Source organism: Streptomyces sp. Sge12 (assembly GCF_002080455.1).
Classification (GTDB): domain Bacteria; phylum Actinomycetota; class Actinomycetes; order Streptomycetales; family Streptomycetaceae; genus Streptomyces.
Genome location: NZ_CP020555.1, coordinates 1,809,287 through 1,822,726, shown reverse-complemented (window position 1 = coordinate 1,822,726; position 13,440 = coordinate 1,809,287). Strand labels below are relative to the sequence as shown.

Below are 13,440 nucleotides of genomic sequence, written 5' to 3'. Positions count from 1 at the left end.
CGGGGTTTCCGCGCCCCGGGCAGTGTGAGGACAGCGGGAGTTCCTGACTCACCCCGGGCGCGGGATCGCTCCGCGGGGTTCACAGTGGCGGGACCGCGCCGGAATCGCACCGGGCTTCCTCCCATGTCGCCGTCCTCGGCGACGGCGGGCCGTGTGGTCCGCCGGAAGGTCATCTTAGGGGCGGAGTGGTCCCGTGGGGGCGGGCGGGGTGGGGGCGGGGCCGGCGTGGCCGGGTGCGGCGCCGTTGCCGGGGCTCTGCGTCTGGGCGCCGACCGGGTGGGGTAGCGGGGCGGTTCGGGATGGGATGGGCGGGGCGGAGCTGGCGTGGCCGGGTGCGGCGCCGCTGCCGGGGCTCTGCCCCGGGCCCCGCGCCTCAAACGCCGGCGAGGCTGGAAGTGCGGGGCTCTGCCCCGGGCCCCGCACCTCAAACGCCGGCGAGGCTGGATGGGTCGGGCGTCGAGCGTGGGCGGGGCTGGGAGTGGGGGGCTCCGGGCCCTGGGTGCCGGTGGGGTGGGGTGGGTGGGGGCGGATCGGTCGATGGTGCTGGTCGGGGTGGTGATGGACACAGGTCCCGGGGGTGGGATCGTGGGTATGCTCGCGGCCATGCCCCAGCCCCCTTCCGCCGCATCGCGGGACGAACCCGTCATACGGGAGCGCGGTGACGCCTGCCCCGGCGCGCTGCGGCTGCACGCGGCGGACGACGGTTTCCTCGCGCGCGTCCGGCTCCCGGGCGGGCTGCTCACCGGGCCGCAGGCCGCGGCGCTGGCGCTCGCCGCCGACCGGTTCGGCGACGGGCACCTGGAACTGACCTCGCGCGGCAACGTACAGCTGCGCGGACTGGCCGACGGGTGCGGCGGCGCGCTCGCGGAGCTGCTCGACGGAGCCGGCCTGCTCCCCGCGCCGAGCCACGAGCGGGTACGGAACATCGTGGCGACCCCGCTGTCCGGGCTGGAGGGGCCCGACCGGCCCGATGCGCTGGCCTGGGCCATGGACTTCGACCGGATGCTGTGCGCGAGCCCCTGGGCGGCCGCGCTGTCCGGGCGGTTCCTGTTCGCCTTCGACGACGGGCGCGGGGACGTGGCCTCGCTCGGCCCGGACGTGACCGTCCTCGGCCGCCCCGCGGGCCGGGCGCTCGTCCGGCTCGGCCGGGCCGCCGACGCCGTGGAGCTGGCCGGGCCGGACGCACCCCGGGCGGCCCTGTCGGCCGCCCGGTACTTCCTCGGCGCCGCCGCCGAGGCGGGCACCCAGGCCTGGCGGGTGTCCGAACTTCCTGTCGAACACGCCCTGAGAACCGTCGAGTTCGTCCGGCGCCTCGACGCCGCCGGGATCGCCGCGACGGCCGTCGGCGCCGTGGACTGGCCGTACGCGCCGGCGCCCCGGCCCCCGGGCGCGGGTACCCGTGCCCGCGCCACGCTGTGCGTGCTGCCCCCGCTCGGCCGGGTCGACTCCGCCCAGTGGCGGGTCCTGGCGCAGGTCGCGCAGGAGGGGGGCGGCGAGCTGCGCGTCACCCCGTGGCGCAGCGTCATCCTGCCCTCGGTGAAGGGGGACGCGCCCGCCCGCATCGAGGACGCCGGGCTGGTCGTTGCCCCCGACAGCCCCTGGGAGACCGTCACCGCCTGCACCGGGCGGCCCGGTTGCGCGAAATCCCTGGCGGACGTGCGCGCCGACGCGCGGGCCGTCGTCGACCGGGCCCGCGGCCCGCTGCCCGTGCACTGGTCCGGCTGCGAGCGCCGCTGCGGCCATCCGCGCGGCACCGCCTGGGTGGACCTGGTCGCCACCGGCACCGGATACCGGATCACCGCCCCCGGCCGCCCCGTACGCCACGACGTACGGCCCCCCGAACTTGCCGCGGCACTCGCGGACGCCCGCACCGACCCCGACGTAGTGAAGAAATGAGCGAGTACACCGTGTTTGAGTACGAGAAGGACGGCGCGGCCATCTACCGCCAGTCCTTTGCCACGATCCGCGCCGAGGCGGACCTCTCCGGACTGCCCGACACGGTCGCCCAGGTCGCGGTGCGCATGATCCACGCCTGCGGAATGACCGACCTCCCGCAGGACCTCGGGTACACCCCCGAGGTCGTGCTGCGCGCCCGTGCGGCGCTGGAGGCGGGCGCGCCGATCCTGTGCGACGTACAGATGGTCGCCAGCGGTGTCACCCGCAAGCGGCTGCCCGCCGGCAACGACGTGATCTGCACGCTCTCCGACCCGGCCGTGCCGGAGCTCGCCGCGCGGATGGGCACCACGCGCAGCGCCGCCGCCCTGGAGGTCTGGCGCGACCGCGGCCTGCTGGAGGGCTCGGTGATCGCCGTGGGCAACGCGCCGACCGCCCTGTTCCGGCTGCTGGAGATGATCGAGGAGGGCGCCCCGCGCCCCGCCGCCGTCATCGGGGTCCCGGTCGGCTTCATCGGCGCCGCCGAGTCCAAGGACGCCCTCGCCGCGCACCCCTCGGGGCTCGACCACCTGATCGTGCGCGGCCGGCGCGGCGGCAGCGCCATGGCCGCCGCCGCGGTCAACGCCATTGCGAGCGTGGCCGAATGAGCGCCGCCGAGGCCAAGGGGCGGCTGTACGGGGTCGGGCTCGGCCCCGGCGACCCGTCGCTGATGACCCTGCGCGCCGTCGAGGTGATCGCCGAGGCCGATGTGGTGGCCTACCACAGTGCCCGCCACGGCCGTTCCATCGCCCGCTCGATCGCCGCGAAGCACCTGCGCGCCGACCACGTCGAGGAACCGCTGGTCTACCCGGTCACCACCGAGACCACCGACCACCCCGGCGGCTACCAGGGCGCGATGGAGGAGTTCTACGAGGCCGCAGCCGCCCGCCTCGCCGCCCACCTGGACGCCGGCCGGACCGTCGCCGTGCTCGCCGAGGGCGATCCGCTCTTCTACAGCTCGTACATGCACATGCACAAGCGGCTCGCGGACCGGTACGAGACCGAGGTCATCCCCGGAGTCACCTCGGTGAGCGCCGCCGCCGCCCGGCTCGGCACCCCGCTCGTGGAGGGCGAGGAGGTGCTGACCATCCTGCCCGGCACCCTGTCCGAGGAGGAGCTCACCGCCCGCCTCGCCGCCACCGACTCGGCGGTCGTGATGAAGCTCGGCCGGACCTTCCCCGCCGTGCGCGGCGCGATGGAGAACAGCGGCCGGCTCGCCGAGGCCCGGTACGTCGAGCGCGCCACCATGGCCGGCGAGCGCACCGGCCGCCTCGCCGACACGGACCCGGAGTCCGTCCCGTACTTCGCCGTCGCCGTGGTCCCCAGCCGCATCGGCAACCCGGGCAGCGTGCCGTCCGGCCCGGGCGAGGTCGTCGTCGTCGGCACCGGCCCGGCGGGCCCGCTGTGGCTCACCCCGCAGACCCGGCGCGCGCTGGCCGACGCCGAGGTGCTGGTCGGCTACACCACCTACCTGGACCGGGTGCCCGTCAGGCCGGGCCAGATCCGCCACGGCTCCGACAACAAGGTGGAGTCGGAGCGCGCCGAGTTCGCCCTCGACCTCGCCCGGCGCGGGCAGCGGGTGGCCGTGGTCTCCGGTGGCGACCCCGGTGTCTTCGCCATGGCCACGGCGGTCCTGGAGGTGGCCGGGCAGGCGGAGTACAAGGACGTGCCGGTACGGGTCCTGCCGGGGGTGACCGCGGCCAACGCGGCCGCCGCCGCGGCGGGCGCGCCGCTCGGCCACGACTACGCCACGGTCTCCCTCTCGGACCGGCTCAAGCCCTGGGAGGTCATCGCGGAGCGGCTGCGCGCGGCCGCCGCGGCCGACCTGGTACTGGCCCTCTACAACCCCGGCTCGCGCAGCCGGACCTGGCAGGTGGCCCAGGCCCGCGAGCTGCTGCTGGAGCTGCGGTCGCCCGAGACCCCGGTGGTCGTCGCGCGCGACGTGGGCGGCCCGGAGCAGACCGTACGCATCGTCACGCTCGCCGAACTGGAGCCGTCCGAGGTGGACATGCGCACGATCCTGCTGATCGGCTCCTCGCAGACGCAGGTCACCGAGCGGGCCGACGGGTCGAGGATCACCTGGACGCCGCGCCGCTACCCGTGATGTGACGTGATGTGACCCGAGGGTCGAAGTCGACAGGGCGGTGCCGGTACCGGCACCGCCCTTTCGACGGTCTAGGCGCCGAGCCAGTCCAGGACGGCGTCGACCGAGTCGGCCTCCGGTACGCCCTGCGGGACCGGCGGGCGGCGCACCACGAGGACCGGGATGCCGGCCTCGCGGGCCGCGGTGAGCTTGGGGGCGGTGGCCGAGCCGCCGCTGTCCTTCGTCAGCAGGACGTCGATCCGGTGCCGGGCGAGCAGCTCCCGCTCGTCCTCCAGGGTGAACGGGCCCCGGGCGAGCAGGACTTCCAGGCGCGGCGGCACCGGCGCCGCCGGGGGGTCCACCGAACGCACCAGGAACCAGGTGTCGGTGAGGTGCGCGAAGGTGTGCAGGCCCATCCGGCCGGTGGTGAGGAAGGCGCGGTTGCCGAAGCCGGGCAGCAGCGCGGCCGCGTCGGCGAGCGAGTCCACGAAGGTCCAGTCGTCGGCGGGCTGCGGTGTCCAGCCGGGGCGCCGCAGCGCCAGCAGCGGGACGCCCGTAAGCGCCTCCGCCTCGGAGGCGTGGAAACTCATCTGCTCCGCGAACGGGTGGGTGGCGTCGACGACCCGGGTGACGTCGTGGGCGACGATCCAGGCTGCGAGGCCCGCGATGCCGCCGAAGCCGCCGATCCGGGTGTCGCCGGGCGGGAGCGCCGGCGAGGCGACCCGGCCCGCGAGCGAGGTGGTCACATGGACCGAGGGGTCGGATGCCAGCGCCTCCGCGAGCTGCCTGGCCTCCGTCGTCCCGCCCAGGATCAGGACGTGGTGCGCCGGGCGGGGAGTCGGTTCAGCAGACATGCCGGTCGCGTTCGGCCGAGTACAGATGGCTGTCGCGGAACTGCTCCGCGCCGAGCGTGCGGCCCACCACGATGACCGCGGTGCGCACCAGGCCGTGCGCCTTCACCTGGGCGGCGATGTCGGACAGGGTGCCGCGCAGGATCAGTTCGTCGGGGCGGCTGGCCATCGCCACGACCGCCACCGGGCACTGGGCCCCGTAGTGCGGCAGCAGCTCGTCGACGACGCGGTCCACGTAGCGGGTGGCCAGGTGCAGCACCAGCAGCGCGCCGCTGCGGCCCAGTGTGGCCAGGTCCTCGCCGGGCGGCATCGGGGTGGCCTGCTGGGCGATCCGGGTCAGGATCACCGTCTGCCCGACGGTGGGGACGGTCAGCTCCCGCTTGAGGGCGGCGGCCGCCGCGGCGAAGGCCGGCACGCCCGGGACGACCTCGTAGGGGATGCCGGCCGCGTCGAGTCGGCGCATCTGCTCCGCGACCGCGCTGAAGATCGACGGGTCGCCGGAGTGCAGCCGTGCCACGTCCTGGCCGGCCGCGTGGGCCCGTACGTACTCGGCGACGATCTCGTCGAGGTTGAGCTGCGAGGTGTCGACGAGCCGCGCGTCCGCGGGGCACTCGGCCAGCAGCTCGCGCGGTACGAGGCTGCCCGCGTACAGGCAGACGGGGGCGGCGGCCAGGGTCCGGGCACCGCGCACCGTGATCAGGTCGGCGGCGCCCGGGCCCGCACCGATGAAGTACACGGTCATGTTCGATCCCTCTCCTCGGCCGACCCCGCGGTCGGTCCGTCCGACTTCGTCACCGACCACTGGGTGACCGGCATGGCCTGCCGCCAGCCCGTGAAACCGCCGACCGGCACGGCGTGCGCGACGGCGAGCTTCACCAGTTCGCCGCCGAGGCGCTTGTAGCGCTCGGTGAGCGCCGCCTCCGACTCCAGGGTGACGGTGTTGACCACCAGCCGGCCGCCGGCCGGCAGTGCGGCCCAGACCGCGTCCAGCAGGCCGGGCGCGGTCAGCCCGCCGCCGATGAAGACCGCGTCGGGGGCCGGTAGCCCTGCCAGCGCCCCCGGCGCGGCGCCGATGACCACGCGCAGGCCCGGGACGCCGAGCGCCGCCGCGTTGCGGGCGATCCGCGCGGCCCGCTCCGGAACGCGCTCCACCGTCACCGCCCGGCACGAGGGGTGCGTGCGCATCCACTCGATGCCGATGGAGCCGGAACCGCCGCCGATGTCCCACAGCAGCTCGCCGGGGGCCGGGGCCAGCGCGCACAGGGTCGCGGCCCGGACGTGGCGCTTGGTGAGCTGCCCGTCGTGTTCGTACGCGGTGTCCGGCAGGCCGGGGGTCGCGCCCAGGCGCGGAGCGTGGTGGGCCGGGTCGCGGCGGCAGTCGAGCGCCACCACGTTCAGGGGATCGCCGGGCGCGCGGTCCCAGCCGTCGGCGTGCCCCTCGTACGTGTCCTCGCGCTCGGACCCGAGCTGTTCCAGCACCCGCATCCGGCTCGGGCCGAAGCCGCGCTCGCGCAGCAGGGCGGCGATCTCGCCCGGGGACCCCGCCCCGGCGCTCAGCACCAGCACCCGGCGTCCTTCGTGGAGCGCGGCCGCCAGCCGGGCCACCGGGCGGCCGACCACCGTGACCACCTCGGTGTCCTCCACCGGCCAGCCCAGCCGGGCGCAGGCGTAGGAGACCGAGGAGGGGTGCGGGTGGACCCGCAGGGACCGCGGCCCGAGCTCCTCGGCGAGGGCGCGGCCGATCCCGTAGAACATGGGGTCACCGCTGGCCAGTACCGCGATCCGGCGGCCGGCGTGCTCGGCCATCAGCTTCGGCACGGCGGGCCGCAGCGGGCTCGGCCAGGCCACCCGCTCACCGGCGCACTCGGCGGCCGGCAGCAGGTCCAGCTGGCGCGGCCCGCCGATCAGTACCTCGGCCGAGGCCAGCGCGGAGCGGCCGGCGCCGGTGAGCCCGGCCCAGCCGTCCGCGCCGAGGCCGACGACCGACACGGGCATGGGGGGCGGCGGGGAGCTCACTGCGCGGTTCCTCGGGGACGGGATGGGGAAAGCGGGCGGACCCGCAGCCTACTGGCCTGCGGATCCGGGTCCGCGCCCACCCTGCGAACCATCCCGGGACACCCTGCGGACCCTCCCGCGGCCGCCTCGCACTACCCTCGGTAACACATCGCCTCGCGAGGGAGTCGCCATGCCCGGCCCAAGCGCCACGCACATCCCCGACCAGAGCGGCCGGACGGCCGTGGTGACCGGCGCCAACAGCGGGATCGGCTACGTCACCGCCCGCGAGCTCGCCCGGAGCGGCGCCTCGGTCGTGCTGGCCTGCCGCAGCGCGGCCCGCGGCCGGGCCGCCGTGATCCGGCTGAACGCGGAAGTGCCGGGCGCCGAGGCGGAGTTCATGCCGCTGGACCTCGCCGACCTGGCCTCCGTAAGGGAGTTCGCCGCCGCCTACGGGCGGCAGCACAGCGCCCTGGACCTGCTGATCAACAACGCCGGGGTGATGGCGCTGCCGTACGGGCGGACCGCCGACGGCTTCGAGACGCAGTTCGGGGTCAACCACCTCGGGCACTTCGCCCTGACCGGGCTGCTGCTGCCGCGCCTGCGCGCCGCCGCCCCCGGGGCCCGGATCGTCAACGTCTCCAGCGGCTTCCACGTGCTGGGGCGGATCGACCCCACCGCCGCCGACCTCGCCGACCCGGGCGGCGCGCACGGCTACCGGCGCTGGGTCGCCTACGGCCGCTCCAAGACCGCCAACCTGCTCTTCACGCACGAGCTGGCCCGCCGCTTCACGGCCGCCGGCTCCCCGATCGTCGCCGCCGCGGCCCACCCCGGCTACGCCTCCAGCAACCTGCACTCCGGGGCGTCGAAGCTGGAGGGTCCCAGCCTCAACTCGCGGGTGGCGGCCTTCGGCAACGCGTTCCTCGCCCAGTCCACCACCGGCGGTGCGCTGCCCACCCTCCACGCGGCCACGGCGCCCGGGGTCCGGCCGGACGCGTTCATCGGGCCGCGGTTCGGCTGGCGCGGGGCGCCCGCACCGTCCTGGCGGGCCGGATGGACCCTCGACGACCGGTCCGGCGAGCTGTTGTGGGCCGCGTCCGAGAAGCTGACCGGGGTCTCGTACGCCGCCCTGCCGCGCTGACCCGGCCGAAGGGGGCCGCTGCGGAGCGCCCCGATGTGAGCCCGTCCGCCCCCGGGTTGCCCCCGGGCGCCCCGGCCCGGGCCTGCCCCCGGCGCGCCCGCCGCAGCAGAATCTGCGGCATGAACGACGACGAGCCGGACAACCACCCAGATCGGGTCAGGCGGGATCGGGGCGCAGGGAACGCCAGATGTGGTCGGGGAGGTAGCGGGCGGCTTCGGCGAGGTCGATCTCGTAGGTGCTGGACAGCCATCGACGGGCCGCTTCCGTGAGCGGGCCCATGACCAGCACCTCGATCACGGGGGCCGGCAGCGGGGCGATCTCGCCGCGCTGCATGCGGACCCCCAGCCACTGCATGATGGCCGCGAACTTGTCGGCCTTGGCCGCGCCGATCTCCTCGGCGTGCGCCACCAGATAGCCGGAGTAGGCGGAGGCGTGCAGGAACAGCGCCACGTCCCGGTGCTCCTGAGTGAAGGTCAGATAGGCCGACACCCAGGCGCGTACCCCGGTGCGGGCCGTCCGGCACCGGGTGAGTGCGGCGACCATGTCGTCGCACAGCTGGTCCATGCACCGGATGTAGAGGGCGGCGGCGAGACCGTCGAAACTGCCGAAGTGGTGGTAGAGGCTGCCGAGGCTGACCCCGCTGGCCGAGACGACCGCGTTCACGGTGAAGCCCTGCTGGCCGGACTCGGCGAACACCCGCAGCGCGGTGGTCAGGAGCAGGTCGACGGTGGCCTCGCCACGCTGCTGCTTTGGAGACATGGTGCGGTCCCGTCGGTCTGCGTCCTGAAACTGCGCCGACGAGCCTAGCAACTGAGCGAAACCGGACGGCCGTTCCGGAGATCCCCTCCGGGACGGCCGCCCGGTCAGGGTGCGGGGGACGTGGTGGAACGCTCGTACAGCGCCCGCACGTCGTCACCGAAGCGGACGCTGTACGAGGTCTCCTCGTCGCCGCCCCCGTCGCGCCCGCCGATCACCCCGATGAGAGCGGTGCGGCCCGTCGTCACCGGACCGCCACTGGTGCCGTTGGGCACGTCCGCGCAGTCCAGCCGCACCTGGGTCGGGCCGGCCGGCACGGCGGTGTTCTGGCATTCCAGCGGCTGCTCGGAGAAGTTCGGATAGCCCACGAGCCGTGCCGGTGCGGGCAGTTCGGCGCCGAGGGTCAAGGTCATGGCCCCCGTGACGTCCTCCAGCCGCTGGCCGGGATAGCCGGGCCGGCGCAGCCGGAGGAAGGCGACGTCGTGGTCGGGGTCCTGGTCCTGCGTCCAGCGCGGGTCCACATCGATCCGGGTCGGCACCCAGATGCCGTACGGGGCCACACCGTCCCGGTAGCCGGGCGCGAAGGCCAGGTTGGTGCGGAAGCCGCCGCCGTACACGCAGTGCGCGGCGGTGGCGATCAGGTCGCCGCCGGGGGAGTGGACCACGACGGCCGAGCAGTGGTGGTCGGGGTCGCCGTCGCCGCCGGGGGAGAAGAGCGCGCCGACGGCGGGTTCGGCCGGGGCCGGCCGGGCCTCCAGGGGGTCGGAGGGCTGCCAGCCGGCGTAGCGCCAGTCCGCGGCGCTGCCGCCGCCGGCGAAGGCCTTGCCGTCCGTCGGCGGCTCCGGGGCGTCCCGGACGATCCCGTCCAGGACGGCGGCCGCCGTCTTGTCGGCGCGTTCGGGGTCCTGCTGGTAGACCCCCTGCGCCGGATCGCCGTCCGCACGGTTGGCGGCGATGCCGCGCAGCTCCCAGGCGACGTAGCCGACGCCCGCGAGGACCACGGTGCACAGCAGGCCGACGACCAGGGATCCCCCTGCGGGGACCCGGCTCCGTCTGCGCTCCCGTTCCCGCCCGCCCACCCTGCCGACCATGTGTTTCTCCCACCCCAGACGCTTTCCGGCTCTTCGTTCGATGGGGGAGCGGCGGCCCGGGTTCCGAGAGCGGGACGTGTCCGTTCTCACAGCCGTCCGCCCCGCCGTGTGCACGCCGCCCTCCCCGGACCGAACTCCGCGTTCCATGGCTCCTGTTGCCCGTGCCGGGCTATGGTGCCGGGCGGGGGACGACTGTGCGAGGGGGCCGGGCTGCGATGCGTTTTCTCTTTGTCCACGGTACGGGGGTACGGCGCGAGCGGCACGACCGGCTGTTCGCGCAGGTCCGGGAACGGCTGACGGCGAGATTCCCCGGGGCGGCCGTCGACTCCTGCTACTGGGGCGACCGGTTCGGCGCGACCCTCGGCGCGGGCGGCCGCTCCGTACCGGGACTGCGGCCCGGCCCGCAGGACGCGCCCGACCCCGCGGACGCGGAGACCGCCGCATGGGCGCTGCTGTTCGCCGACCCGCTGTGCGAGCTGCGGGTCCTGGCCGAGGCCGGTTGGCAGGGCGCGGACGGGGGCGGCGGCGGTGGCTACGGGGGCGGCGGCCACGGGGACGACCCCTTCGCGATGCCCGGCGTACGGTCCGCCGGGGCCCGGGTGCTCCAGCTGCTGGAAGGGCTGCCGCCCGAGCCGCCGCGCACCGGCGACGAACTCGGCGCCCTGCTGCACGGCACCGGCCTCGCCCCCGGCTTCGCCGCCGCCCTGGACTCCACCGCCCGCTCCACCGAAGCCGCCCGGGCCGCAGAGCGCGCCACCGGCGAACCGCAGGCCCGTGAGCTGGCCACCGCCCTCGCCCGGGCCGTGACCGCCGCCGCCCTCGCCGCCGCCGGGGAGGAGGCCGACTGCACCGGGGCCGAGCGCGACCGGCTCGTCGAACTGCTCACCGCCCGCCTCGGCGGGGACGGCCGGGTCCCCGGCGCCCGCGTGGCCGCCGTCCTCGGCCGGCTCGCCCTGCGGGCCACCACCCAGCCCCTGCTCAATGCCCGGCGCGGCTCGCTCACCGTCGGCGCCACCCCCGTGCTCGGCGACATCCTGCGCTACCAGTCCCGCGGCCGCGAGCTACGGGAGTTCCTGCACGAGTCGATCACCGCCGAGCCCGGGCCGACCGTACTGATCGGCCACAGCCTCGGCGGGATCGCCCTGGTCGACCTCCTCACCCTGGCCGCCGCCCGCGGCGAGGCCGTCCCCGGGGCCGAGCTGCTGGTCACCGTCGGCTCGCAGGCCCCGTTCCTCTACGAGCTCGGCGCGCTCACCGCGCTCGAACCCGGCGCGAAACTCCCCTACGGCTTCCCGCGCTGGCTCAACGTCTACGACCGGCACGACGTGCTGGCCTACCTCGCCGGGCCCGTCTTCCCCGGCGACCCGCGCGTCACCGACCACGAGGTCCGCAGCCGGCAGCCCTTCCCCGCCTGTCACAGCGCCTACTGGAAACAGGACTCCCTCTACGAGCGCATCGAACAGGCGGTGGCCGAAGCGGAGATCGGGTGACCCCCGCCGGCTTCCTGCCCCCGGCCCTCGGCCCGCAGCGCACCTTCGCGCTCGTCGCCGGCGTCGAGCGCTACGGGATCAGCCCCCGCTGGAACCTGCGGGGTCCGGCCCGCGACGCCCTGCGCTTCGCCCAGTGGCTGACCGGCCCGGCCGAGGTGCCGCCCGGCAACATCCGGCTGCTGCTCTCCCCGCTCGACGACCCCGACGCCCTCGACTGGCAGGACTCCCCGGCCATGGCCGCCCTGCGCACCGCGTACCGGCCGGCGACGGAGCAGCACGTGAAGGCGGCGCTGCTCGACGAACTCCCCAAGTGCGACGGAGACCTGCTCTGGATCTTCTGGGCCGGACACGGCTACCTCGGGCCGCGCCAGGAGCTGATGCTGCCCTGCGCCGACGCCAGCCCCAACCTCATCAGGCACCTCAACCTCGATTCGGCGCTGCGCTGGTGGCGTACCGACCTGGTCGGACCGCGCAGCTTCCCGCTCCAGGCCGCGCTCGTCGACTCCTGCCGGGTCGACGCGCCCCGCGAAGCATGGTGGAACTTCGGCAGCAACGACTACGGCGGCGGGAGCTCGGTGCCGGGCCGCCGGCAGTTCCGGCTCTACGCCTCCCGCGAGGGCGAGATCGCGCAGAACGATCCCGAGCGCGGAGCGGGCCGCTTCACCGACGCCCTGCTCGGCGAACTCGGCGGCCGGACCGTACGGGAGAGCGTCACCGGCCTGCCCGGCGCCGCCCTCAGCATCCACCGCTCCTTCCAGGAGCTGCGCGAGCGCGGCGAGGGCTGGCAGCTGCCCCAGTTCATCGTGGACCGGAACTGGGACGCCTGCTCCTTCCTCGACGACGAGCTGTCCGGCGCCGGCCCGGCCGGGGCGGCCCGCCTCGACCAGGAGGCCTGGGACGCGCTCGGCGAGCTCTTCGAGGGCCGCGAACTGCCGCGCTGCGCCTACGAGGCCTACGCCTGGGCGTTCAAGGCGGCCGGCTGCACCACCCCGGCGCACGGCGGCCTGCCCGGGGACGGCCTGCTGGAGGTGGTCCAGGACCTGGACGAACGCCAGGGCGGGCGCGGCGGGATGCCGCTGGCCGTGCCCTTCGTACGGTTCCTCGCGGACCGGGCCGCCGCCGCGGGCGACGCGTGCTGGGCCGACCGGCTGACGGGCTGGGTGCGCGCCACCCGCGAACGCCTCGCCCTGCCGGTGCTGCCGCCGCCCCCGCCCCCGGCCCGCCGGAAGGTGCTGCACGTCCGGCTGGAGGCACCACCGGGCGGGGAGCCGGGCTTCCTGGCCCGGATGTGGCTGCGGGGCGAACGGCTGGAACACATATGGGAGTCGGAGGCGAAGCCCGTCGCGCTGGACGCGGTCAGGAAGGAACTCGTACGGCAACTCGCCCTCGCCGGCGGCGCGTCGGAGCCCGGCGCCGCGGCCGGGCGGCAGCCGTACGCGGCCGTGGACCGCGTCGAGTTCCACGTGCCGTACGAACTGCTGGACGCCGACTTCGACGAGTGGCCGGTGCCCCGCGGCCCCGCGGGCCGGCCGCGCGCCCTCGGTCTGCTCCACCAGGTGGTGGTGCGCTGCCCCGACGAGCGGGCCGACACCCGCGCCGAATGGTCCGCCACTTGGAGCTGGCTGTACGACCGGGGCGGCCGGCACCCCGACGCCGTACGGGTCGTGGTGGACGCCGAGGTCACGGACACCCTCGGGATGCAGCTGGCCGCCGGGCCGGAGCCCGCCTGCGTGCTCGCCCACACCACGGCAGCCCCACACGCGGGACTGCTTGAGGCCGTACTCGAAGGCGGTCTCCCGGTGGCGGTGTGGCGGCGCGGGGGCGGCGCACCGGCCGCCGACCTCCTCGGCCTGCTGGCTCCGGCCGGCCCGGACGGCCGCCCCGACCCCGGCGCACTGGACGTACTCGCCCTGCCCGCACGCGTGCGGGAGGTGCGCCGGGCGGCCGCCGGCGCCGCCGCGGAAGCCGCGCGCGCTCACCAACCGCCCTCAGGGGGAGACCGGTTGGTGCTCCTGTGGGACGATCCCGACGACGTGCCGGGCCTCCGGTCCCTGGCCTGACCCCGACCCCGACTCCGACCCCGAACACCGACCACCGACGGGCG

At 75.8% G+C, this 13,440-nt stretch carries 11 protein-coding genes and 1 riboswitch; of the genes, 6 read left to right on the top strand and 5 right to left on the bottom strand.

All coding sequences use genetic code 11. The features are described 5' to 3' along the window. Positions 1-37 precede the first annotated feature (37 nt). Positions 38-142: riboswitch (cobalamin riboswitch) on the bottom strand. A 461-nt stretch (positions 143-603) separates the two neighbouring features. Genes cobG through B6R96_RS08070 form a run of 3 tightly spaced genes read left to right on the top strand, consistent with a single transcriptional unit; the run spans position 604 to position 4,036 of the window. Then, complete coding sequence (gene cobG / locus B6R96_RS08080; RefSeq protein WP_237291376.1) at positions 604-1,896, top strand: precorrin-3B synthase; 1,293 nt, start codon at positions 604-606, stop codon at positions 1,894-1,896. After that, positions 1,893-2,540 (top strand): precorrin-8X methylmutase, encoded by a 648-nt coding sequence (locus B6R96_RS08075; RefSeq protein ID WP_237291375.1) that lies wholly within the window; start codon positions 1,893-1,895, stop codon positions 2,538-2,540. The genes cobG and B6R96_RS08075 overlap by 4 nt, the downstream gene beginning before the upstream one ends. Then, a complete protein-coding gene (locus B6R96_RS08070) occupies positions 2,537-4,036 on the top strand; it encodes a precorrin-2 C(20)-methyltransferase (RefSeq protein WP_030389757.1) in 1,500 nt (499 codons plus the stop codon). The genes B6R96_RS08075 and B6R96_RS08070 overlap by 4 nt, the downstream gene beginning before the upstream one ends. Positions 4,037-4,107: 71 nt before the next feature. On the opposite strand, the gene B6R96_RS08065 is transcribed toward B6R96_RS08070, so the two are convergent. Genes B6R96_RS08065 through cbiE form a run of 3 tightly spaced genes read right to left on the bottom strand, consistent with a single transcriptional unit; the run spans position 4,108 to position 6,861 of the window. Beyond that, entirely contained in the window at positions 4,108-4,869 is a 762-nt protein-coding gene (locus tag B6R96_RS08065; protein ID WP_081522106.1) for a cobalt-precorrin-6A reductase, read from the bottom strand. Beyond that, positions 4,859-5,608: a precorrin-4 C(11)-methyltransferase gene (gene cobM / locus B6R96_RS08060; RefSeq protein WP_081522105.1), complete on the bottom strand. Its 750-nt coding sequence runs from the start codon at positions 5,606-5,608 to the stop codon at positions 4,859-4,861. Before cobM ends, B6R96_RS08065 begins: the two co-directional genes overlap by 11 nt. Further along, positions 5,605-6,861 carry a precorrin-6y C5,15-methyltransferase (decarboxylating) subunit CbiE gene (cbiE, locus tag B6R96_RS08055; protein WP_081522104.1) on the bottom strand — a complete coding sequence of 419 codons (1,257 nt, stop codon included), beginning with the start codon at positions 6,859-6,861 and terminating at the stop codon, positions 5,605-5,607. The genes cobM and cbiE overlap by 4 nt, the downstream gene beginning before the upstream one ends. A gap of 190 nt (positions 6,862-7,051) precedes the next feature. Between cbiE and B6R96_RS08050 the strand changes: the two genes are divergently transcribed. After that, the gene (locus B6R96_RS08050; RefSeq protein ID WP_081522103.1) at positions 7,052-7,999 is read left to right on the top strand and encodes an oxidoreductase; all 948 of its coding nucleotides are present in this window, start codon (positions 7,052-7,054) and stop codon (positions 7,997-7,999) included. Between the two features lie 156 nt (positions 8,000-8,155). Here B6R96_RS08050 and B6R96_RS08045 read toward each other — a convergent pair whose 3' ends face one another. Both B6R96_RS08045 and B6R96_RS08040 read right to left on the bottom strand, forming a co-directional pair. Then, entirely contained in the window at positions 8,156-8,758 is a 603-nt protein-coding gene (locus B6R96_RS08045; protein ID WP_030389764.1) for a TetR/AcrR family transcriptional regulator, read from the bottom strand. A gap of 104 nt (positions 8,759-8,862) precedes the next feature. Further along, positions 8,863-9,846 (bottom strand): trypsin-like serine peptidase, encoded by a 984-nt coding sequence (locus tag B6R96_RS08040; RefSeq protein WP_081522102.1) that lies wholly within the window; start codon positions 9,844-9,846, stop codon positions 8,863-8,865. Positions 9,847-10,061: 215 nt separating this feature from the next. On the opposite strand from B6R96_RS08040, the gene B6R96_RS08035 reads away from it, so the two are divergent. Together B6R96_RS08035 and B6R96_RS08030 are read left to right on the top strand one after the other, a co-directional pair. Beyond that, on the top strand, positions 10,062-11,336 hold the full coding sequence (locus B6R96_RS08035) for a hypothetical protein (RefSeq protein ID WP_081522101.1): 1,275 nt from the start codon (positions 10,062-10,064) through the stop codon (positions 11,334-11,336). Beyond that, entirely contained in the window at positions 11,333-13,396 is a 2,064-nt protein-coding gene (locus B6R96_RS08030; protein ID WP_081522100.1) for a VMAP-C domain-containing protein, read from the top strand. Before B6R96_RS08035 ends, B6R96_RS08030 begins: the two co-directional genes overlap by 4 nt. Positions 13,397-13,440 lie beyond the last annotated feature (44 nt).